The organism is Novosphingobium sp. Fuku2-ISO-50, from assembly GCF_001519055.1.
Taxonomy (GTDB): domain Bacteria; phylum Pseudomonadota; class Alphaproteobacteria; order Sphingomonadales; family Sphingomonadaceae; genus Novosphingobium.
Map to the genome: position 1 here is coordinate 1 of NZ_KQ954294.1, position 21,762 is coordinate 21,762.

Annotated in this window: 19 protein-coding genes and 3 pseudogenes; 11 read left to right on the top strand and 11 right to left on the bottom strand. The window is 61.4% G+C overall.

The annotated features are described in order from the left end of the window. Nucleotides 1-130: pseudogene (locus AQZ50_RS20495) on the top strand (IS110 family transposase); the annotation flags it as partial. Nucleotides 131-983: 853 nt separating this feature from the next. Here the strand turns inward: AQZ50_RS20495 and AQZ50_RS13090 are convergent. Beyond that, nucleotides 984-1,748: pseudogene (locus tag AQZ50_RS13090) on the bottom strand (IS66 family transposase); the annotation flags it as partial. On the opposite strand from AQZ50_RS13090, the gene AQZ50_RS20990 reads away from it, so the two are divergent. Together AQZ50_RS20990 and AQZ50_RS13095 are read left to right on the top strand one after the other, a co-directional pair. After that, a complete protein-coding gene (locus tag AQZ50_RS20990) occupies nucleotides 1,730-2,062 on the top strand; it encodes an IS66 family transposase (RefSeq protein WP_369801425.1) in 333 nt (110 codons plus the stop codon). The pseudogene AQZ50_RS13090 and the gene AQZ50_RS20990 sit on opposite strands and share 19 nt — an antisense overlap. A 244-nt stretch (nucleotides 2,063-2,306) precedes the next feature. Next, on the top strand, nucleotides 2,307-3,329 hold the full coding sequence (locus AQZ50_RS13095) for an IS1595 family transposase (protein WP_067747032.1): 1,023 nt from the start codon (nucleotides 2,307-2,309) through the stop codon (nucleotides 3,327-3,329). Nucleotides 3,330-3,475: 146 nt separating this feature from the next. Here AQZ50_RS13095 and AQZ50_RS13100 read toward each other — a convergent pair whose 3' ends face one another. The 3 genes and pseudogenes from AQZ50_RS13100 to AQZ50_RS20750 all read right to left on the bottom strand — a co-directional run. Then, nucleotides 3,476-3,793, bottom strand: coding sequence for a MarR family winged helix-turn-helix transcriptional regulator (locus tag AQZ50_RS13100; protein WP_156427361.1), 318 nt, complete (start codon nucleotides 3,791-3,793; stop codon nucleotides 3,476-3,478). A 554-nt stretch (nucleotides 3,794-4,347) separates the two neighbouring features. Next, on the bottom strand, nucleotides 4,348-5,106 hold the full coding sequence (locus tag AQZ50_RS13105; RefSeq protein ID WP_231730278.1) for a recombinase family protein: 759 nt from the start codon (nucleotides 5,104-5,106) through the stop codon (nucleotides 4,348-4,350). A 56-nt stretch (nucleotides 5,107-5,162) separates the two neighbouring features. Further along, nucleotides 5,163-5,480, bottom strand: a pseudogene (locus AQZ50_RS20750) (transposase); the annotation flags it as partial. Between AQZ50_RS20750 and AQZ50_RS13110 the strand changes: the two are divergent. From AQZ50_RS13110 to lptG, 6 genes are all read left to right on the top strand, one after another. Next, the gene (locus AQZ50_RS13110) at nucleotides 5,418-6,365 is read left to right on the top strand and encodes a hypothetical protein (RefSeq protein WP_197412496.1); all 948 of its coding nucleotides are present in this window, start codon (nucleotides 5,418-5,420) and stop codon (nucleotides 6,363-6,365) included. The pseudogene AQZ50_RS20750 and the gene AQZ50_RS13110 overlap by 63 nt on opposite strands. A gap of 168 nt (nucleotides 6,366-6,533) precedes the next feature. Then, a complete protein-coding gene (locus AQZ50_RS13115; RefSeq protein WP_067747033.1) occupies nucleotides 6,534-8,363 on the top strand; it encodes a PHA/PHB synthase family protein in 1,830 nt (609 codons plus the stop codon). A gap of 644 nt (nucleotides 8,364-9,007) precedes the next feature. Then, complete coding sequence (locus tag AQZ50_RS20500) at nucleotides 9,008-9,445, top strand: phasin family protein (RefSeq protein WP_231730279.1); 438 nt, start codon at nucleotides 9,008-9,010, stop codon at nucleotides 9,443-9,445. A gap of 286 nt (nucleotides 9,446-9,731) precedes the next feature. Continuing rightward, nucleotides 9,732-10,094 carry an ATP-dependent Clp protease adapter ClpS gene (gene clpS / locus AQZ50_RS13125; protein WP_369801426.1) on the top strand — a complete coding sequence of 121 codons (363 nt, stop codon included), beginning with the start codon at nucleotides 9,732-9,734 and terminating at the stop codon, nucleotides 10,092-10,094. 149 nt (nucleotides 10,095-10,243) lie between these two features. Then, nucleotides 10,244-11,542 carry an LPS export ABC transporter permease LptF gene (lptF, locus tag AQZ50_RS13130; protein ID WP_082703646.1) on the top strand — a complete coding sequence of 433 codons (1,299 nt, stop codon included), beginning with the start codon at nucleotides 10,244-10,246 and terminating at the stop codon, nucleotides 11,540-11,542. Beyond that, a complete protein-coding gene (gene lptG / locus AQZ50_RS13135; protein ID WP_067746928.1) occupies nucleotides 11,532-12,632 on the top strand; it encodes an LPS export ABC transporter permease LptG in 1,101 nt (366 codons plus the stop codon). Before lptF ends, lptG begins: the two co-directional genes overlap by 11 nt. Here lptG and AQZ50_RS13140 read toward each other — a convergent pair whose 3' ends face one another. From AQZ50_RS13140 to AQZ50_RS13150, 3 genes are read right to left on the bottom strand one after another with little or no spacing between them, the layout of a single operon-like run. Then, on the bottom strand, nucleotides 12,633-13,241 hold the full coding sequence (locus AQZ50_RS13140) for an LptA/OstA family protein (protein WP_231730280.1): 609 nt from the start codon (nucleotides 13,239-13,241) through the stop codon (nucleotides 12,633-12,635). After that, nucleotides 13,238-13,975, bottom strand: a complete 738-nt coding sequence (lptC, locus tag AQZ50_RS13145) for an LPS export ABC transporter periplasmic protein LptC (protein WP_082703647.1) — start codon at nucleotides 13,973-13,975, stop codon at nucleotides 13,238-13,240. Before lptC ends, AQZ50_RS13140 begins: the two co-directional genes overlap by 4 nt. Before the next feature lie 54 nt (nucleotides 13,976-14,029). Then, complete coding sequence (locus AQZ50_RS13150) at nucleotides 14,030-14,647, bottom strand: ribonuclease D (protein WP_067746929.1); 618 nt, start codon at nucleotides 14,645-14,647, stop codon at nucleotides 14,030-14,032. A gap of 179 nt (nucleotides 14,648-14,826) precedes the next feature. On the opposite strand from AQZ50_RS13150, the gene ung reads away from it, so the two are divergent. Beyond that, nucleotides 14,827-15,510 carry a uracil-DNA glycosylase gene (gene ung, locus AQZ50_RS13155; RefSeq protein WP_067746930.1) on the top strand — a complete coding sequence of 228 codons (684 nt, stop codon included), beginning with the start codon at nucleotides 14,827-14,829 and terminating at the stop codon, nucleotides 15,508-15,510. A gap of 15 nt (nucleotides 15,511-15,525) precedes the next feature. Here the strand turns inward: ung and AQZ50_RS13160 are convergent, their stop codons facing one another. Further along, nucleotides 15,526-16,959: an aldehyde dehydrogenase family protein gene (locus tag AQZ50_RS13160; RefSeq protein WP_067746931.1), complete on the bottom strand. Its 1,434-nt coding sequence runs from the start codon at nucleotides 16,957-16,959 to the stop codon at nucleotides 15,526-15,528. A gap of 125 nt (nucleotides 16,960-17,084) precedes the next feature. Here AQZ50_RS13160 and AQZ50_RS13165 point away from each other — a divergent pair, with 125 nt between their 5' ends. Further along, complete coding sequence (locus tag AQZ50_RS13165; RefSeq protein ID WP_067747037.1) at nucleotides 17,085-17,759, top strand: M24 family metallopeptidase; 675 nt, start codon at nucleotides 17,085-17,087, stop codon at nucleotides 17,757-17,759. A gap of 31 nt (nucleotides 17,760-17,790) precedes the next feature. On the opposite strand, the gene AQZ50_RS13170 is transcribed toward AQZ50_RS13165, so the two are convergent. From AQZ50_RS13170 to AQZ50_RS13180, 3 genes are all read right to left on the bottom strand, one after another. Further along, nucleotides 17,791-18,795, bottom strand: a complete 1,005-nt coding sequence (locus AQZ50_RS13170) for an inorganic phosphate transporter (RefSeq protein WP_067746932.1) — start codon at nucleotides 18,793-18,795, stop codon at nucleotides 17,791-17,793. A 15-nt stretch (nucleotides 18,796-18,810) separates the two neighbouring features. Further along, entirely contained in the window at nucleotides 18,811-19,917 is a 1,107-nt protein-coding gene (locus tag AQZ50_RS13175; protein WP_231730281.1) for a DUF47 family protein, read from the bottom strand. Between the two features lie 401 nt (nucleotides 19,918-20,318). Continuing rightward, nucleotides 20,319-21,752, bottom strand: coding sequence for a glutamate synthase subunit beta (locus tag AQZ50_RS13180; protein WP_067746933.1), 1,434 nt, complete (start codon nucleotides 21,750-21,752; stop codon nucleotides 20,319-20,321). Between the last annotated feature and the right edge of the window lie 10 nt (nucleotides 21,753-21,762).

The following is a 21,762-nucleotide window of genomic DNA, read 5'->3' on the forward strand; positions in this document are numbered from 1 at the left end:
GCCATGGATGGCGCAGCTCCTGGAGCGCAAGCCAGCGAAGATCGCGACAGTCGCGCTCGCCAACAAAACAGCGCGCATTGCTTGGGCAGTGATGTCGCGCAAAGAAGTCTACGCGGCTTCAGCCGCGTGACCGTCGTCCGTGCTGCCGGATAACGTCCGGCGGAAGGATGGCGTAGGAGTAGCTGAGTAGTGATGACAAACCGGTCAGACCGGGGGTCGGCAAAACCCAGGGGGTCACAGCGCTTCGAGCGCGATGACGTGATTAGGGAGCCGGCCTGCGGACTTCATCAGGGCCAGCAGCCAGACGGTGCTGCGCGAACAGGCCGAACACATGGATGCACCCGACTGGCGCTCATTGCTAAACAAAAACTCTTGCGCCGCGGGAGTCGTCCACACATGGAACTACAACGACCGCATTATGACACAGCTACGCTGGTGCAGGAGTCGTCCACGCCATCACGTCAGAGGCACGTCAGCCCCGATAGTAGGCGTCCAGAAATCTAGGGGCTATTCAATGATCTCCTGATTTTTTTTCGTATTGAGCTAACTTTTGGTTAAGATAATTTTAACAAATAGGTATTTAGAGTTGCCTCGTATGAGCGTGGAGATCGCTGCGCCCTGTGAGGAGATTAGCCTTGGCTTTCCCAGAAAGTCTGAAGTCAGAGGTTGAGGCCCTGATCATTCAAACTGAAAATCTTCTCCGGAATTTTGATCGAGTTTCGCAGAATCTTGCGTCTGCTCAGGTGGCTGGGATTCACATAGACACGGCTTTGGTTATTTTGAAAAAGTCAATTATTGACATGTCTGGCGATGATTTTTTTTAAAAATGGAATGAATTTTAGCATTACATTTGCACATTGGATAGAACTCTGAATCAATAGGTCTCCAGTAAGCGCGAATTTCGACGCACATGGTCGGCACCAGCGGCATGTTGCGGGTTGAGTTTGTGGCAGGGATTGGCTGAGATCTGCGGACTTGGCAGATCAGGTTATGTTTTCAGCGGGCGCGGCGTCTTTGGCCGCGGAGTTGAACGGGAACAGGTCCTCGATATCGGCGTCTGGTCCGCGTTGGGGCAGTTGGGTTAGGACATGAGCCAGCCAGTCGTGCGGATCCACGCCGCATGCCCTGCATGTAAGCATGAGGCTGTAGATGGTGGCGCTTGCCTTGGCGCCGGCCGTTGTATCGCTGAATAGCCAGTTTTTTCTGCCGGTTACAAAGACTCTTATATCGCGTTCCAGCAAGTTGTTATCGATCGGCGCGCGCCCGTTGCTGGCATAACGGGTCAGATAATCCCATTGGTTGCGCGCGTAAGCGATCGCCTCGCCGGTGTAGCTTTTGGGCAGGACCTGCGGGGCCAGCTCGTCGAGCCATGTCTTGAATGCAGCCAGCACCGGCACGCTGTGCTGTTGGCGCAACCGCAGGGTGTACTGCTCGCGCGTTTCGCCTTCGGGCAGCGTCTGGCGTGCCAGTCGCTCGACCTCATAGAGGGCTTCAAAGAATTTGAGCGCCTCGACCGCTGGGCCACCTGGCTTTTTCCTGCCCTTGATCGCGTCGGTAAATTTCCTGCGCGCATGGGCCATGCACCCCAGATGGGTAGCCCCCTCCAACGCGCGCCATGCGTCATATCCATCGGTCATCAGCAGGCCGTTGTATCCGGCCAGAAAAGCTTGCGGGTACTGCTGTCCGCGGCCGGGCTGGTATTCGAACAGCACGATCGGTTCCTGGCAGTCTGCGGCGCTGCGATAAGCGGGCGCTCGAACGTGATCTCAACGCCATCCTTGCCAGCGCCACCGATTGTCCGCTGGCCGACGAGCTGCTTGGCCAAATCCGGCGAGCCCGCGATCAGTTGCTCGTATTCTGCGACTTCGCCGGAAAGGTCGATGCCACAAACAACGTAAGTGAGAGGGCGCTGAGGCCAAGTGTCATCCAGAGAAAGGTGACCAATGGCTATCGCGCCAAATGGGCCGCAGATGCCGAGGCCGCTTTGCGATCAACCGTGGATACCGCGCGTCTGACGGGAAGCAATCCCTACCAAACCATACTCGGCGCCGTCTCCGCCTAATCCCATAAGCCGGGGACCTGGGTAGCTACGCCTCGCTTGCCTTTGCCACCACCAGCACAGCGGCTTCAAGAAGTTCCCACTGTTCGTCGCTCAGTTCGTCAACCGCACGATCCATGACCGATCTCCAAAACGTGCCTATCCGCTTGACGCATACACCCACTACATCTAGTGGCTGCCTTGTGGCGCGCGCCTGACTTTTCCTGCGGCTTGGTGCCACCCAAAGCGGTTGTAAAGGGTGGGGATTGTGGACGTTCTTGACCGCGACAAGCTGCCGTTCCCGAAATCCCTCCCCGAGTTCCAGCGGCTTTTCCCGGATGATGGCGCTTGCGCGGCCTGGCTTGAAAAAGCTCGCTGGCCTGATGGATTTGCGTGCCCACGCTGTGGCGTCGTCGGCGATCCGTTTCGTTTCACCACTCGGCCTGTCATCCTGATGTGCCGCTCGTGTCGCCGTCAGACCGGCCTGATGGTCGGCACGGCCATGGAACGAAGCCACATCCCGCTCAGCGTGTGGTTCTGGGCCGCTTACCTGGTTGCGAGTCAGACGACCGGCATATCTGCCGTCCAGTTGCAGCGCCAGCTTGGCCTGACCCGGTACGAGACGGCCTTTGGCCTGCTCCATAAACTGCGCGCCGCGATGGCGCGCCCCGATCAGGATCGGATCGGCGGGCAGAGCGGTCAGCATGTCGAGGTCGATGAGACCTGGATCGGCGGGCGAACGCGCGGCGAAGGCCGGGGAACCCACCACAAAACGCTGGTGGTCGCCGCCGTCGAAGTTCGTCACCGGGAGCCTGGCACTGGCCAGGACCGCCGCCGGAACGGACGCTATGCCGGAAGGGTTCGATTGGCCATCGGTGCAGACCGCAGTGCCGGTGCCCTTGGTGGCTTTGTACAGAGCGCGGTCGAGCCGGGAACGCTGGTCATCACCGATGATTGGAGCGGCTATAACGGGTTGCAGGGCGGCGGTTACGACCATCACGCCATCGCCCAGTGTGGCGACCCGGAGGTGTCCGAAGAGTTCCTGCCCATCGTCCATCTGGTGTTCTCAAACCTCAAAGCGTGGCTCAACGGCATCCACCACGGCGTCAGCGCCAAGCATCTGCAAGCCTACCTCAACGAGTTCACTTTCCGCTTCAATCGCCGCTTCTACCCGTTCAACGCCTTCCGATCCCTCCTCGGGATCGCCAGTGATATCGAGGCGCCGACCTTTGCTGAACTCTACTCAGGCCAATGGACCCATCATACCATATCTAGTGGGTGCATGCCTTAAGCGGATAGGCACGCTCCAAAAATCAGTCTTGAATCACAAATCTACTTCGTAGGGAATCCCCGACGCGTTAAATTGCCACAACGATCTAGTTAAATTAGAATTAATTTATGAATTTCTTTGAAGAAACTTGATGTTGCGGGTCTATTTTAAGTGAATTTAAAATGCTCCTGCAGCATATTTGTTGCTTTCTTGGTTAAGTATACCCAGTGCCGGCGCTTGTCTGACACATCTGCGGTGCGCTTTACAAACCCATAGTTTTCAAGGACGGAAATCCAGCGCAAGACGGTGGTTGGCGCAACGCCTGCCTCTAGGCCGACTGCGGTGATTGATAACTTGGTGTCGGTAGCGTTCGCTACATACATCTCAAGCATGATATCCCAGGCCGGGTCTGCAAAAATGTCGTACTCCGAAAACAGTGCGCGGCGACCGCGGCGGCGGGAAATTTCCGCCCGGACAGCGGTCAAAAAAGTTTCATGATGCGCAGAATTGCTACGGCATGCGCCTGTAGTGTCATTATCCGCGACAATTTCCCGAACGAGAGCCTCCAAGGCCAAAACCTTGCTTATACGATCTGATCTCATAGAGTCCCCGTGCGCCCGCATTCGCCATGGTCGATATTGTTCGTGCTGCCGTTAAATTTATCCGATTCGGTTTACGCCTCTGATTAACAGCGTGGTAATAGCTTTTGTCAAAGCCTATTCCGTTTAGAAAATTGTCAAAATTGCCAAAATTGCCTCCAATCTGGCGACGCTTCTCTCGATAGAATATTTACTTATAAAGATGTTATGAATATTATCCTAAATATTTCCTACAACAGTTTGGTTGGGTTTTTCCATTTAAATATGATTTGTGATTTATGATTTGAAATATCAGATAAAATTACTTAAAAATAATGACCTTTATTATTGAAAATAATATTTAAGGTGTGAAATATTTGAGTTGTATTTTTCGAGTTTTGCGAAGTTTTCGACGGCGAAATAATCCCAGAAGGTGCGGCGAATTGTAAATTCCACCAGCATTACAGTTGCACATTGGATAGAATGTCGGCCTGTGCATTGTCTGCGAGACTCGCCTGGTTGGCCTTAAACCGTTCCCAATCGATGTATCCTGGGTGCAGATCGGGCGTCACAAACTGCCACTCCGCCATTGGCAGCGTGCGAGTGGTGCTGCCGCCATCAGGCCGACGGCGGGTCCGTGTGCGCCCATAGACGAAGGCGCCGGCATATCGCGGATTATGAAGCACCTGGAGGATCCGGGCATGCCGGGGTGGGGCCCACAATAGATCGCCCTTGTTGGGTCCGGAACGAAGACGCCGAGGGAAAAGAATGCCTTCCTCCAGGAAGAACTTGACGGTTCGCATCGCGCTCCCGGTGCGTTCGAAGGTGTCGAACAGCAGGCGCAGTGCCGCCTGAACTTCAAGGTCTGGATCAAGATCGAGGCATCTATCTGGGCGATAGACTATCCCCACTGGCGGTCCCATCTCAAGTTCATTGCGGCGCGCTTTGTTGATCTGTCCGCCGCGCATGCGCGCCTTGAGGATGTGTAGCTCTGCTTCGCTCATCGTGCCCTTGAGTCCGAGTAGCAGGCGGTCGTTGAAGCTGGCGGGATCGTAGATGCCATCCTCGTCGAGAATGAGGGTCGCGGTGAGCGCACACAGTTCAAGTAGCCGGTGCCAGTCGGCAGAATTGCGCGCCAAGCGTGAGACCTCGAGCCCCATGACGATGCCGGCTTTGGCAAGTGCAACTTCGCTGACGAGTTCCTGGAAACCATCGCGCATCGTCGCTGTAGATCCGGATTTGCCGAGGTCACAGTCGATGACGTGGATGCGCTCGATAGTGCCCGGTCGATCGTCGCAGCGCTCATCGTCGCCAGCTTCGTTTTTATCTCCGGCGCCAATTCCAGATGCCCATGGCGCTCCATCGCCTCCACCAGGATCGGAATCAACGGCTGGAGTCGTTTGCCACACAAACGGTCTGAAGCCTCCCAGAGCAGCACCAACGTCGTCCTCACTGCTTCGTCGTAGATCCTTCGTTCGATGCGGGAGCCTCCCGCCTTCACTGACCGCTTCTTCCGCAGCAGGCGCATCGCATGCTTGCGGTGAAATCCAGTCACCGCGACGAACTCGTCGAGGACACGTCCCTTGCTCCTGCGCAGATCAAGGCACGGGGAATATACCGCGACCCGGTACGCTCCAGCCACGGCCATTTTGTCAAGGCCAGTGGACTGCGCTGGTTGAGTTTCATGGTGCTTACGCCGGTGCCATGGGCCAGCCTCATCAAGGCCTTGCCGGCCTTGACACTGCTCGCCCCTTCGGAACGATCCAACCAGCAACGCGGTCGGCGTCACAAACTGCTGACGGACTGGGCCCGTCAGGGTGCGCTGCAATTGTGTCGCTGGCTGCCAGGACGTCGAATAATCTTCGTCGGCTACAGCAGCTTCGCGGTCCATGAACTGGCCCAACCCAGCCACGATCTGGACAAGGGTCATCGTCTCGGCCTGGTATGGCCAAGTCGATGGCAAAACCCTCGAGATCACATCCGACACCGCGCCTTGTGGTACAGGACCGGCACCCCGGTGTTGCCGGTCCGCTGGGTGCTGGTGCGCGACCCCGATGCAAAACGCGCTCCCCAGGCATTCTTCAGCACCGACATCACACTTGAACCCGCCGATATCATCGCGCTGTTCGTCCGCCGTTGGCAGATCGAGGTCACGTTCGCCGAAACCCGGGCTCACCTGGGCGTCGAGACACAGCGGCAATGGTCGGATCACGCCATTGCCCGAACCACCCCGGCGCTTCTCGGCCTCTACAGCCTCATATCGTTATGGGCCTGCGATCTGCTCACCAGCGCAAGCACGCCTTACGCCGCCGCCTGGTACCGAAAGACCAGTCTGACGCTCAGTGACGCCATCGCTGCCGTCCGACTCCAAATCTGGGTCGGCGACATTAATCAACACTCCCCGCCAAACCGGGAACCGCAATATATTCCAAAACCACGCGTCATGCGTATGATGCAAGCCCTCTGCATCGCTACCTAAACGTACAAAGTCGAGCTAAGAAGGCGGTAACGCAAAGGGGATTCCATGGGCACCAGGACGAAAGCGACCGGACGCAGCGGAGGAACGCCGGGAATCGCACCGCATGATGCCGCGCCGCATCACGATTCAGGCGCTATCCTCGACGAAACGATCGTGATCGAGGATCTGATGCGCAAGCAGGGTGAGGCGATGCAGGCGCTGTTCGCCCCGTTCATGCCCACCACCGAAGCCACCCCGCCCGATCCCGCCGATCTGCAGCACTGGGCCATGTCGGCGGCCAAGCTGCAAAAGATGTGGCTCGATTTCGGGGCCGAACAGGCCGGGCGGATTGAACCGCTGATGGCGCGCCTTGGCGATCCGGCGCGCTGGACCACATGGATGGGCGAATGGTTTGAGCAATTACCGCTGGCCCGACCCGACGCGCAAAAGAAGCTGTGGGATGACAGCGTCGCGCTGTGGACGCAGATCATGGCCAGCTATGCCGGTGCAGGAACGCCTGCATCGGGAGAATCGGCTCCCGACCTGCCGCGCCGCGACCGCCGCTTTGCCGATCCCAAATGGCGCGAACAGCCGGTCTTTGCGCTGATCCATCAGACCTATCTGCTGCTTGCCGAGCGGCTGGGCGCGATGGCCGACGATCTGGCTGGGATTCCGGCGGAACGGCGCGAACAAGTGCGCTTTGCGATCAAGGTGATCACCGAAGCGCTCAGCCCGGCCAATTTTCCGCTGACAAACCCGCTGGTGATCGAACGCACGCTCGAAACGCGCGGCGAAAATCTGGTGCGCGGGGTCGAGCATCTCCTGGCCGACTTGCGCAAGGGGCAGCTGACCCATACCCGGCTCGATGCCTTTGACCTTGGCCACAACATTGCCTCGACACCGGGCAAAGTGGTCCACGAAACCCCGCTGTTTCAGCTTATTCAATACAGCCCGACCACCGAAACCGTCGACGCGGTGCCGCTGCTGATCTTTCCACCGTGGATCAACCGATTCTACATTCTCGACCTCAACCCCGGGAACAGCTTCATCCGCTGGGCCGTGGCGCAGGGGCTGACGGTCTTTATCGTCTCCTGGCGCTCGGCCAATGCAGAGATGGCGGAGCTGACCTGGGACGATTACGCTCTGGCGCAGATCGAGGCGATCGATCTGGTCCGCGCGCGGCTCGACGTTCCGGCCGTGCATACCATCGGCTATTGCGTCGCGGGCACGACGCTGGCAGCGACGCTGGCGCTGCTGGCGCGGCGGGGCGAAGCCGCCAAGGTGGCCTCGGCGACGTTCTTCACGGCCCAGGTCGATTTTGAAAAGGCCGGTGATCTCAAGCATTTCATCGACGATGCGCAGCTCCGCATGCTCGAAAACCTGGCGAGCGAGGGCTTTCTCGACGGACGCTATATGGCTGCGACGTTCAACATGCTGCGATCATCGGATCTCGTGTGGAACTATGTCGTCAACAACTACCTGCTGGGCGATGACTATCCGGCGTTCGACCTGCTCTATTGGAACGGCGACACCACCAACCTGCCGTTCCGCTGGCTGCGCGCCTATCTGGTCGAGCTCTATCGCGACAACCGTCTGGTCGTACCCGATTCGCTGAGCATCGACGGCACCCCGATCGATCTCCATCGCATCGCCACCCCCTGCTATATCCAGGCCGGGCGGGCCGATCATATCGCCCCTGCCGAAAGCGTGTGGAAACTGACGCGGCACTTGTCCGGCCCATGGAAGTTCCTGCTGGCGGGATCGGGCCATATCGCCGGCGTGGTCAATCCCCCGCAATCAGGCAAATACCAGTACTGGCTGAACCCCGACGATCCGCAGACGCTCGACGAATTCATCGCGGGCGCGGTGGAAACCAAGGGAAGCTGGTGGCCCGACTGGGTCGAATGGATTCGCGCGTTCGGCGATGCGCAAGTGCCCGCCGACGGGCGCCGGGTTCCCGGCGGGCCGGGCGATACCGCGATCGAGGATGCTCCCGGACGCTACGTCAAGCAGAAGTAAACGTTTGCCGGAACCGCAGGAATTCCCATCAAAACGGATATTGTGCACTGCACAAAAATGCTTGACTTCGCACATGCAATTGCTCTAATTTTGCGATGCAGCAAAGACCGGCGGGATGGCCTGTTTTAACCGTCCCAGCCGGAATGCAGCAGCTTAAGGAGCATGCGACAATGGTCGATTCCGTCGAATCGGGTTCTGTTGAACAGAGCAAGGCCCCAGCCGGTGGCGAAGCCACTTCGGCAAAAGCCGACAAGCCCGTTGCGAATAGCCCGGTGGCAACGCCGGTCGCCATTGTGCCGGATGCTGTCAGCAACGCAGGACCAGCGACACCACCCGTTCCGGCCACGAAGATCGTTGCCAAGAAGATTGTGGGGCGTCGCACGAAGCAAGTAGTCGAAGCCAAGCCCGCAGCGGCACCGGTGGTTGAAACGCCAGTCGCCAAAGCTCCGGTCGTTACGGCCCCGGTCGTTACAGCCATCTCGCCCGCCAAAGCGCCGCCACCCAAGCGTGCGATGCGCACGGCCCGCCCGACTCCACCGGCTGCAAAGCCCGTGGTCACGGCGTCCAAGGCACCGCAACCCGTAAAATCCGCCGCCGCACCCCTTCCGCGGACAGCGACGGCATCCAGGAAGGAATACCGCACCATGACCGCCACCACCACCGAATACACCGAAAAGTTCCAGACCGCGATCAAGGACGCTTCGGAAAAGGCCAAGGCCGCTTTCGAAAAGAGCCAGGCCAGCTTTGGCGAAATCGGCGAATTCACCAAGGGCAACGTCGAAGCTCTGGTCGAATCGAGCAAGATCCTCGCCAGCGGACTGCAGGAACTGACCAAGGGCTATGCGACCGAAAGCAAGTCGGCGTTTGAAGCGCTTGCCGCCGAATTCAAGAGCCTGACCGCGGTGAAGTCGCCCAGCGAACTGCTCGAAAAGCAGTCGGCCCTCCTGCGCAAGCAGTTCGACGCCGTTGTCGCAGCCAGCTCGAAGAACAGCGAAGCCGTGCTCAAGCTGGCCAACGAAGCGTTCCAGCCGATTTCCAACCGCGTCAGCCTCGCGGTCGAAAAGGTCAAGCACGCCGCCTGATCGAAACAGGGCCGCGCGCCCGAACATTGCTGCGGGCCGGACGGGTTTAACCCGTCCGGCCCGTTTGCATTTTATTAGGGGGCGGCGCGGGATAGGTCGGCAGACATGCCACCCGCACGCACCACGCATGACCCATGCCCCGAAATCCCTCTCGCCTCTTGTATGGGGGCCGGTCCGATGCGATATTGGCACGACCATGCAGCGTGATCTTTTCCCTCAGCCTCCCGAATCCGGGCCGATGCTCCTTGTCGCCGCATGCCCGGTGTCGACGATCAAAGGGTCGACGATGCACGCGCCGGCGATGAACGCCCCCCATGGCGCAGACGATGATGGGGACAACGACCATGGCGGCGACGGTCAGGTGGGGATCGCCACACGCACCCGTACCAGGCCTAAAAAGCCAAGTATGTTCAAAGTCTTGATGCTGAACGACGATTACACACCGATGGAATTCGTGGTGATGGTGCTCAAGCGCTTTTTCCAGATGGATCTTGAACAGGCGACCCGCGTCATGCTCCATGTTCATCAGCGCGGCGTCGGCGTCTGCGGCATCTTTCCTTATGAAATCGCCGAGACCAAAGTGAACCAAGTGATGGATTTCGCCCAGCAGAACCAACATCCGCTGCGCTGCACGCTTGAAAAAGCCTGATTTCCGGCAACAGAATCGGGCGCGGTGCCTGTCGCCTGCCTTTTGCCCTTTCGTCCCCGCATGAACCCGGCTAGGCGGATGGAAACCCCGGAACGCGGCCTCCCGACGTCGAACCGGCAGGCGATAAACGGACAGCACTGGCCAGCTTCGTGAAATTCATCACCGCTATAGACAGATATATCGCACGGCTGGTCATCATGCCGATGCTGGCAGTCTTCTTCATCGCGGCCTCGTTGCTTGCGCTCGACAAGATGCTGACCTTGTTCGATTTCGTCGCGACGCAGGGCGGTCCGGTGGCGATCGTGTTCAAGATGCTGGCCAATATGATGCCGGAATATGCCAGCCTGGCCATTCCGCTCGGGCTGATGCTCGGCATCCTGTTTGCATTCCGCAAGCTGGCGACAAGTTCCGAGCTCGATGTGATGCGCGCGGTCGGGCTAAGCTATACCCGCCTGTTGCGTGTGCCGTTCCTGTTCGCGATCGTGCTGGCCGCGTTCAATCTGGTGATTGTCAGCTATATCCAGCCGCTGTCGCGCTATTATTACGAAGAATTGCAATTCGAACTGCGGTCGGGCGCGCTCGGCGCCTCGATCAAGGTCGGCGAATTCAACTCGCTGCAGGATCGCACCGCGCTGCGCGTCGAATCGAGCCGCGACGACGGCAGGCAACTCGAAGGCATTTTTGCCCGAATCGCCACGGCCAGCGGCGAGGTCATGGTGATTTCCGCGCGTGAAGGGCAGTTCTTTGCCAATCGCGAAAATCCCGACACGGTGATCCTGCGCCTGACCGACGGGCAGATCGTCCAGGAATCACCAACCATCCGCAATCCGCGCGTGCTGACTTTCGCCAGCCATGACCTGCCGATCGACTTGCCCAAGATCGAACAGTTCCGCCGTCGCGGCGACAAGGATCGCGAATACTTTCTGCCCGAATTGCTGCGCATCGGCTGGAGCCCGAACGCCACCCCGGAAATGCGCGCGCAGAGCATCGCCAACCTCAATTACCGACTGGTCGAGGTCGCGATGATGTTCCTCCTGCCGTTGCTCGCCGTGGCGCTGGCAGTGCCGCCCAAACGGTCTTCCTCGGCGCTTGGCGTGTTTGTGTCGATCGTGATGGTGGTCGCCTATCACAAGGTCAACGAATATGGGCAGGACGTGTCGAGCCTGGGCCGGATTGACCCGATGCTGGCGCTGTGGGGGCCGTTCGTGGTCTTTGGCGCGCTGATCGTGTGGATGTACTGGACGCTCGCCTATGTGCCCGGTGGCCAGCCGATCGGCGGCCTCGAATCCGTTTTTTCACGCCTAGCCAAGCTCCTCGTTCGCCAATTCGGGGGGCGGCAGAAGCACCATCATCATGCCCCCCATGATGGCGAGCTACCGCAAGACGGTTCACCACACGTCGAAACACCGCAGGTCTCCGGCGGAACGGGTGCCCCCCATGCTGTTTGATTTCTTCCCCTCGCGCACAATGACGATGTACATCGCGCGAATGTTCTCGGCGCGGATCATCGCCGTGCTGCTGATGCTCGTGCTGGTGCTCCAGATGCTCAATCTGTTGAGCGAAAGCGGCCATATCCTGGCCACCAAGGGCAACGGGCAAATGGAACTGCTGCGCTTTGTCGCGCTGCGCCTGCCGCAACTGGTCAGCCGCTTTCTGCCCTATTCGGTGCTGCTGGCGACCATCATCACGCTGGCGACGCTCAACCAGAACAGCGAAGTGATCGCGATGAAGGCCGCCGGCCTCTCGGCGCATCAGATACTGGCGCCGCTGTTCCTCGTCGCAACCGTGACCAGCGTGCTGACTTTCGCATTCAACGAACGGGTGAACGTCCGCGCGACGGCCACGCTCAAGGCCTGGCAGGATGTCGATTACGGCGCGGTCCCGCCCGACACCGACCTGAAGACGAATGTGTGGATGCAGGATGGGCCCAATATCCTGTTCGCGCGCACCGTCACCGGGCGCGGGCCCACGACCGATATGGGCGATGTCAGCTGGTATCGCCGCGATCCGACCGGCATGGTCACGGAAATCGTCCATGCGCCCCATGCCCGATTTGCCCATCCCGGCTGGCGCTTTGATCATCCCTCCAGTTTTGACGTGCAGAGCGCGCGGCGCACCGATCTCGGGGCCGCGCACGTCTATGCCACCGGCGTCGATCCGGCACAGGTCATCGTGCGCAAGACCGATGCCGACGGCGAATCGCTTTGGCGCCTGTCGGATTCGATCACCGCGATCCGCGCCGCCGGGTATCGCACCAGCGAACTCGACGGGAAATGGTGGCACAAGCTTTCGGGGCCCTTGTCGGCGGTGTTGATGCCGCTGCTCGGCGCCGTCGCCGCGTTCGGCCTCGCTCGATCGGGCAAGCTGTTCGTGCGCGCCGTGATCGGCATGGCGCTGGGCTTTGCCTATTTCGTGGTGGACAACGCGGCGCTGGCGATGGGCAATTTCGGCGGCTACACGCCATTTCTGGCCGCGTGGTCGCCGTTCCTGCTGTTCCTGCTGATCGGCGAAACCGTGCTGATCCGCACGGAAGAATGATCAGGGCTTTTTGTCGCTCTTCTTCGGCACATTGAACGTACCGCTGACCCGGCCACGGTTGTCGGGCTGACCCGGCGCAAGCGCCTTGGCCGGACCGGCCGTATGGCCGTCGATGTTTGAAATCCCGGTATTGAGATCGATCACCAGCCGTCCGCCGTTCAGCGTATCGCCATTGGCACGGTCGAGCGCGACATGCCCGACCATGGTGATCAGCTTGCGCCCCAGATCATAGACCGCGACATCGCCGCTGGCGCGTTCCTGATTGCGCGTCACCACGACATGCCCGGTGGCATCGACCCGCTGCAGCGTCAGCTTGTCGGTGTCGGTATAGGCCATCAAGGTGCGGTCGGCGGTCAGGCGCAGTTCGGCCTGGGTAATGTCGACATTGCCGGTCAGCACGACGCGCTTCTGCTTGTCCTGCAATTCCATGTGATCGGCGGCGAAATCGACCGGCGCTTCGCTGTTGTGCGGCACCGTCGCGGCCAGCGCAAAATGCCCCGCCCCGGCAATCGCCGCCGCCGTCAGGGCAAAGCCGCCGACCAGACTGCGGAACGCCAGCCGGGTATGGCTCGGGCGCGAAAAGGACGATGCGATAGGCGCGTGAGTCACGGCTTGGTTACCTGCCTGGAAAGCGTGGAAGAATGGGTTGCTACGGGGGCCGCCCCCATGACTGGCGCGGTCTTGCCCGCAGGCAGCTTGCCCGGCATGTTCAGCTTGCCCGGCACCATGCGCAGCCGGGCGTGCCCGTCGAGCCGAATGACGCGCGTATCGAGATCGGCAACGAAATGATCGGCGCTGAATGTGCCGGTGGGAATGCGGCCTTCGACTGCGCCATGGCTGACCATCCGGCGATGATCGAGGTCGATGCCCGCCCCTTGCGTGACCATGCGATAGCCGTCGGCGGTCTGGATGTTGACCGCCCCCGGCACAGTGATTTCCTGCTGCCCGAAATCATACGTCCCGGCATCGGCGACCAGAATCGCCGGCCCGTCGTCGAGCAGCATCCGCGCGGTCACGTCCTTCATTTCGACGATTTTCTGGGTCGCGGTGTGCTGAACCGCGCTGCCGGCGGTCACCGAAAAGGCCCGCCCGTGATCGTCCTCGCCACGATACATCGCGCCGAGCGCACGCATGCGATCATCGACCATCGCGACTTTGGTGCGGTCGAGCAGAAAGCTGATTTCGCCACGCGGACTGAGCGGGGCAAGCACCATGACCGCCACCAGCGCGCCGATCATCCCCGGCAAGACCACCGACAGGATGCGCACGGTGCGATCATGCGACCCGCCGGGGGCCGCAAAGACCTGACGCCGGTCGCGCTGCCGGTCGGCACGCAGCGTCATGCCCCGGGTCCGGGCAGCAGAGCGTGACGTGATCGGCCCAAGCGCACGAGACGTCTATTCGTGACTGAAGATGTCGGCATCGGCCCAGCCGGCAAGATCGAGCAGCGCACGATGGGGCAGGAAATCGAAACAGGCCTGCGCGATCGCGGTGCGCCCTTCGCGTGCCAGCCGTTCGACCAACACGGCATGGCAGGCATGGAGATAGCGCACGTCGGATGCGGCATATTCCATCTGCGCATCGCTCAGCACCGCGCCGCCCCAGTCGCTCGACTGCTGCTGCTTGGAAAGCTCCTTGCCCGCCAATTCGCGCACCAGATCTTTCAGGCCGTGGCGATCGGTATAGGTGCGCACCAGTTTCGAGGCGATCTTGGTGCAAAACACCGGTGTCGCCGAGACGCCCAGGTAATGCTGGATCGCCGCCAGATCGAAGCGCGCAAAGTGAAACAGCTTCAACCGCGCCGGGTCTGCCAGCACCGCCTTGAGATTGGGTGCGTCATAACGGCTGTTCGGGCCAAACCGCACGAGGTGTTCATCGCCCCGCCCATCGGCAATCTGCACCACGCAGAGCCGATCGCGTCGGGTGATCAGCCCCATCGTTTCGGTATCGACGGCAACAATGCCAGGCGCCAGCGCATCGGCGGGCAGGTCTTCTTCGTGGAGATATACGGCCATGGGGCGACGCTTAGAGCATCGCGCAAAAAAGTGGAAACCGGTTTTTTGCTTTTAGCGATGCGAGACCAAAAGCGCGCATCGCGCAAAAAAGCCTGCCCTGGGCGAAGTCGAAGGGTGGAAACCGGTTTTTGTGGGGGCGGTTGGCAATATCGGGGCCGCGTGGCAAAGCGGTGCCACAGATGACCGACCTTCCCGAAACATGGCGCCCCGCGCTCGCCCCCGTCCTCGCCACACCGCCGTTGCGTGCGCTGGGCGGCTGGCTGCGTGCCGAAGAAGCGGCGGGCAAAGTGATCTATCCGCCCGAGGGAACCCGCCTGGCCGCGCTGGCGCTCACTCCGCTCGATCAGGTGCGTGTGGTGATCCTGGGGCAAGACCCCTATCACGGGCCCGGTCAGGCGCACGGTCTGGCATTTTCGGTGCAACCGGGGGTGCGCGTGCCGCCCAGCCTGGTCAATATCTACAAGGAACTCTACGCCGATCTGGGGATTCCCCCGGCCCGCCATGGCCATCTCGATGCCTGGGCGCGGCAGGGCGTGCTCTTGCTCAACAATGCGCTGACCGTCGAACAAGCCCAGCCCGGATCACACCAGAAGCGCGGCTGGGAGGCCTTTACCGATGCTGCGGTCGCGGCAGTGGCGGCGCAGCCCAAGCCTTGCGTGTTCCTGCTGTGGGGCAGCCATGCGCAGAAAAAGGCCGCGCGCATTCCGGGCCTGATGAACGGGCCGCATCTGGTGCTCAAGGCGCCGCACCCCAGCCCCTTGTCCGCCCACACCGGCTTTTTCGGCAGCCGCCCGTTCAGTCAGGCCAACGCCTTTCTCGCCGCGCACGGGCGCGGCGAGATCGACTGGAAACTGCCCGACTGATTTCACCCCCAGCCCTCACCCCCAGCCGATGACGCCCTTGATTTCGAGGAAGTCGTGGATGCCGTAATCGGCATATTCGCGGCCATTGCCCGACTGCTTGTAACCGCCGAACGGCGCAAACACGTCCCATTCGGGATAGTTGATCTGCACCGTGCCGCTGCGCAGGCGGCGGGCAATGCTCCGGATCTGTTCGATGTCCTTGCCGGCGATATAGTTGGCCAGCCCATAGACGGTGTCGTTGGCGATCGTGATCGCCTGTTCGACGCTGCCATAGGGCATGATCGACAGGACCATGCCAAAGATCTCTTCGCGCGCGACGGTCATGTCCGGCGTCACGCCGCCAAACACCGTGGGGCGCACGAAATAGCCCTTGTCGATCCCCTCGGGCAGCCCGGTGCCGCCGGTCACGAGCACCGCGCCTTCGTCGATCCCGGTCTGGATCAGACGCTGGATCTTGGTCCATTGCACGTCGCTGATCACCGGCCCGTGCGTGGTCGCGGGGGCAAGCGGATCGCCGACCACCATCGTCGCGGCAGTGGCGCGGGCGATTTCCAGCGCTTCGGCATGGCGATCGGCGGGCACCAGCATCCGCGTCGGCGCGTCGCATGATTGGCCCGAATTGCTGAAACAGCCGCGCACGCCGCTTTCGACCGCCGAAGCGAGATCGGCGTCAGGCAGGATGATATTGGCCGATTTGCCGCCCAGTTCCTGCGCCACGCGCTTGACGGTGTTCGCCGCCGCCTTGGCCACGAGAATGCCCGCACGCGTCGATCCGGTAAACGAGACCATGTCGACGCCGGGGTGTTCCGCCAGAACCTGCCCAACATCGGGGCCATTGCCGTTGACGAGATTGAACACGCCGGGCGGCGTACCGGCCGCGGCCATGATCTCGGCAAAGATCAGCCCGCTCGCCGGCGCGATTTCCGAAGGTTTCAGCACCACGGTACAGCCCGCGGCCAAAGCCGGCGCGACTTTGCACACGATCTGGTTGAGCGGCCAGTTCCATGGTGTGATCAGCGCGGCAACACCGATCGGCTCCATGATCACCCGGCTCGTTCCGCGCGTTTCCTCAAAGGTAAAGTCTTCCAGCGCCTTGATCGCCGCTTCCATGTGCGCGCGCCCGGCCCAGGCCTGTGCATCGCGGGCAAAATCGATCGGCGCGCCCATTTCGGCGGTTACCGCCCGGGCGATGTCCTCGAACCGGCGATTGTATTCGTCGAGCACCCGACGCAGCAGTGCCAGCCGCTCTTCACGCGTCGAAAAAGCCCATGTCTCAAAGGCCTCGCGCGCCGCCGCCACGGCGCGGTCGACATCGCCCTTGCCGCCCAGCGCAATCGTCATGAACGGCGCCTCGGTCGCCGGATTGATCACGTCGAGCGTGGCAGAGCCGACCGGATCGACCCATTGGCCGTCGATATAGAATTTCAACGCATTGGCAGAAAACGACATGAATCCATCCTTGCGGGGCGGGAGAAACGTGCGATCTGGGATCGCACTTTTGCCACGACACGGCAAGGGCCCTGCCCCTCCTTTGCAACCTTGCCCCGATCCGCGCCGCGTTCTACGCCATGGCCATGACCACGCACCACGCCCGCCATCCCCGCGAAGCCATCGGCGCCAATTACTCGCTCGACGCGATGCGCGCGGCGCAAGCCCAGACCTGGCGCGCGCTCGAGGCGATTGCCGCCGCGATCACCCCCGGCATGCGCGAAAGCGAGGCCATTGCGCTGGGCGAAGACATTCTTGCGCACCACGGCATGGAACTCGACTGGCATCCGCTGGTGATCCGCTTTGGCCCCAACACGCTCAAGATTTTCAGCGAGAAGAATGACGGCGACCTCGTGCTGGGCGAAGACGACATCTTCTTCATCGACATGGGCCCGGTGTTCCTCGGCCACGAAGGCGATGCCGGCGCGACCTTCGTTACCGGCCATGATGCCGAAATGGCGGCCTGTGCCAAAGCCGCCAAAACGTTGTTCGAGCGCGTGCGCAAGATCTGGCACGACGGCGATGTCGGCGGCATCGCGCTTTATGAAGCCGCCGCGCACGAAGCCGAAAAGCTGGGCTGGGAGCTCAATCTCGAAATCAAGGGCCACCGCGTCAGCGACTATCCGCACCGCGCACTGCCCCCCGGCGGCCAGCTTGGCACGCTCGACGATGTCCCGGGCGCCGGGCTGTGGGTGCTGGAAATCCAGATCCGCCACCCCACGCGCCCGTTCGGAGCCTTTTACGAAGACCTGCTGGATTGAGAAGCCCGGTGCGGCTCTTCAAACCGACTCTTCAGAATACCCGCGCAATTTCGTAGAACAGCGCGCCGACCGCCGCCGAGGCCGGGATCGTGACCACCCAGGCGACCGCGACCCGCTGCGCCACGCTCCAGCGCACCGCAGACGTGCGCCGTGCCGCGCCGACGCCGACGATGCAGCCGGTGATAGTGTGTGTGGTCGAAACCGGAATGCCGAGCGAGCTGGCCGCAAACAGCATGATCGAGCCGCCCGCCGAAGCGCAAAAGCCCTGATGATGCGTCAGCCGGGTGATGCGGCTGCCCATCGTTTCGATGATTTTCCACCCGCCCGACAGCGTGCCGAGGCCAATCGCGGTATAGCAACCCAGCACGACCCAGGTCGGCACGTGAAAGCTGCCGCCGAGATAGCCTTGCGAATAGAGCAGGACGGTGATGATCCCCATCGTCTTTTGCGCATCGTTGGCGCCATGGCCGAGCGAATAGGCAGCCGCCGACACGAGATGCAGCCGCTTGAACATGCCTTCCGCCGTGCGCGCCGTCGCCCGGACAAACAGCCATGATGTCACCAGCATCAACAGCATCGACACGGCAAGGCCGATCATCGGCGACAGCACGATCGCCACCGTGGTCGAGGTCAGCCCGCCCCAGACGATCGCGCTCGGCCCGGCGTGCATCATCCCCGCGCCGAGCAGCCCGCCGACCAGCGCATGGCTCGACGATGAAGGGATGCCGCGCCACCAGGTGATCACGTTCCAGGTCATCGCGCCAACCAGCGCGCCGAATACCACCGCCGGGGTCACCACATCCTTGTTGATGATCCCCTTGCCCACGGTTTCGGCGACTTTGAGCCCGAACAGGAAATAGGCGGCAAAGTTGAACACGGCGGCAAACAGCACCGCCTGAACCGGGGTCAGCAGCCGGGTCGAAACCACCGTGGCGATCGAATTGGCCGCGTCATGCAGCCCGTTGAGAAAGTCGAAGGCAAACGCCATGACCACCAACGCGATGATCAGCGGCAATGCAATGCCGAGATGCTGCATGGTTCGCGCGTCCTGTCAGGCGTGATCGATGACGAGATTGTCGATCTCGTTGGCGACATCCTCGAAGCGGTCGACCACGCGTTCGAGATGGCTGTAAAGTTCGCGGCTGACGAAAAAGCGCATCGGCGCGGTAACGCCGTGGGTGCGATAGGCACGCGCGAGGCCGGTATCGTGGATCTCGTCGGCGCGGCCTTCGAGCCGGATCAGCCGCTCGGTCAATTCGTGCAGCCGGGCGGCATTGCCATGAATCGCGCGCAGCAGCGGCAGCGCTTCGGAAATCAGCCGCGCCGCTTCGACGATGATCGCCGCCATGTCCTGCATTTCCGGCTCGAACACGGTCACTTCATAGATCGCCGCCGCGCTTGCGACCTGGTGCATCTGATCGATGGCATCGTCCATCGCCCCGATCAGCGAGGTGATCGCCCCGCGATCGAACGGGGTGAGAAAGGTCTTGCGCACGGAGACCAGAACTTCGCGCGTGATCGCGTCGGCATCCTGTTCGCGCTCGGAAATTTCGCGCACGTGCTGGGCCATGGCATCGCCGCCCTGAAGCATGCGGACAAGCGCATTGCTGCCAGCGACCAGCGTTTCGCCATGTGCCTCGAACAAGGCAAAGAAATTGCCCTGGTTTGGCAAGAGCGACTGGAACCAGTGAAACATTCCCAATTTCTCCTTCGCGCCGGCGATCCGGGCGAGCAATGGCGCGGTACTGGTAAGCGCGCGCACTTCCGACGCGCGAAAGCTGCGGATCAGCATGCCGAGATCGGCTTCGTCGACCGCAGCAGCAGCCTCGCTCAGCGAAAACCAGCGGCGGGTGCGTTGCCCGGATTCGGGCCATTCGTCGCGTTCTTCGGTCACCGCGAGCGGAAAGACCTGCACTTCGGCGCGAATCGCCGCGCCCGAAGACAGCGTCTTGCGATAGAAATAGCTGCCCAGCGAACTGGGACAGACCGCCCCGGTCACCCCCGCCTCTTCCAGCGCCTCGCGCGCGGCGGCCATGTGCGGCGCCTCGCGCTTGCCCACATTGCCCTTGGGCACGACCCAGCGCCCCGTCCCACGCGAGGTGATGAGCAGGATCTCGGTCGGTGCGGACAGACCGTCACCAGAGGTGCGGTATGGCAAGGCGGCAATCTGAAAGACGGCGGATTCTCCCGGTCAAACGAATCCTTGCGCGCTAGATGACAAGTTCGTGACTAGTCAAGGAAACGACACCCCCGCCACGCCACCGCCACAAAAAAAGCGCGATTGGGGCCTTCGCGCGCGTCGGGGGCCGATGCAGGATTCGACCGAACGTCGCCACGCCCCCGTCATTCCCGCGAAGGCGGGAATCCAGGCTCAACAGTTGCGTAGTCATGAAACAACAGAACTGGATTCCCGCCTTCGCGGGAATGACGAGGATTGAGGATGCTATGACACTTCCACACAATTGCAGTCATTTCGATAGCCCGCTCGAAAGAGGCACTATCGCAAAAAAGGGGCACCCGCATCGGACGCCCCTTTTCGTTTCTGCATTTCACGCCGGTTTACCGGGGCAATTCGGACACGCCCATCAGCGCCTCATCCACGGCGCGGGCGCATTGGCGGCCTTCGCGGATGGCCCAGACCACCAGGCTTTGCCCGCGCCGCATGTCGCCGCAGGAAAAGACATTTTCGACGCTGGTCTTGTAGTCCTGCATCGTCGCGCGGACATTGCCGCGCGGGTCGAGATCGACGCCCGATTGTTCGATCAGGCCCTGTTTGCGCGGGCCGACAAAGCCCATCGCGAGCAGGATCAGATCGGCTTTCAGCGTGAATTCGCTGCCCGGCACTTCCTGCATTTTGCCGCCGACCCATTCGACGCGCACGCATTCGAGCCCGGTCACTTCGGTTTCGCCGGTCACGCGCTTGGTCAAGACCGCGAATTCGCGCTCCACGCCTTCTTCATGGCTGCTCGACGTGCGCAGCTTCAGCGGCCAGTCGGGCCAGGTCAGCGCCTTGTCTTCCTTTTCGGGCGGACGCGGCATGATTTCGAGCTGCGTCACTGACAGCGCGCCCTGACGGTTCGAGGTGCCGACACAGTCCGAGCCGGTGTCCCCGCCGCCGACCACCACGACATGCTTGCCCGTGGCGAGCAGCGAACCGCGCGGCGCGGCGCGGATTTCATCGTCGCCGGCGTTGCGCTTGTTCTGTTGCGTCAGGAATTCCATGGCAAAGCGCACGCCGGGCAGTTCGAAGCCGGGGATCAGCAGCGGGCGCGGATCTTCCGAGCCACCGGCCATGACCACGACATCGAAATTTTCGCGCAACGAGGCCATCGACACCGTCACGCCGACTTCGACCGAAGTGCGGAATTCGACCCCTTCGGCCATCATCTGCACCATGCGCCGGTTGATCAGATGCTTTTCCATCTTGAAGTCGGGAATGCCATACCGCAACAGCCCGCCGACCCGATCCGACTTTTCAAACACCGTCACCGAATGGCCCGCACGCGCCAGTTGCTGCGCGCAAGCAAGCCCGGCGGGGCCCGAGCCGACCACCGCGACCGACCGGCCCGACTTTTTCGCCGGAACTTGCGGCTCGATCCAGCCTTCGCGCCAGCCCTTGTCGACGATCGCGCATTCGATCGACTTGATCGTCACCGGCTGGTCGACAATGTTGAGCGTGCAGGCCGCCTCGCACGGGGCGGGACAGATGCGCCCGGTGAATTCGGGGAAATTGTTGGTCGAATGCAGATTGTCGAGCGCGTCGCGCCAGTCCGCTTCATAGACCAGATGGTTCCAGTCCGGGATCTGGTTGTTCACCGGGCAACCGTTGTGACAATACGGAATGCCGCAGTTCATGCAGCGCGCCGCCTGGCCGCGCAGTGTCGCATCATCGTGGGGCACGATGAATTCGCGATAGTGCTTCAAACGCTCCGCAGGCGCATCATAGCCGCGGTCATGGCGATCGGTTTCGAGAAAACCGGTGGGCTTACCCATTGTCCTAATT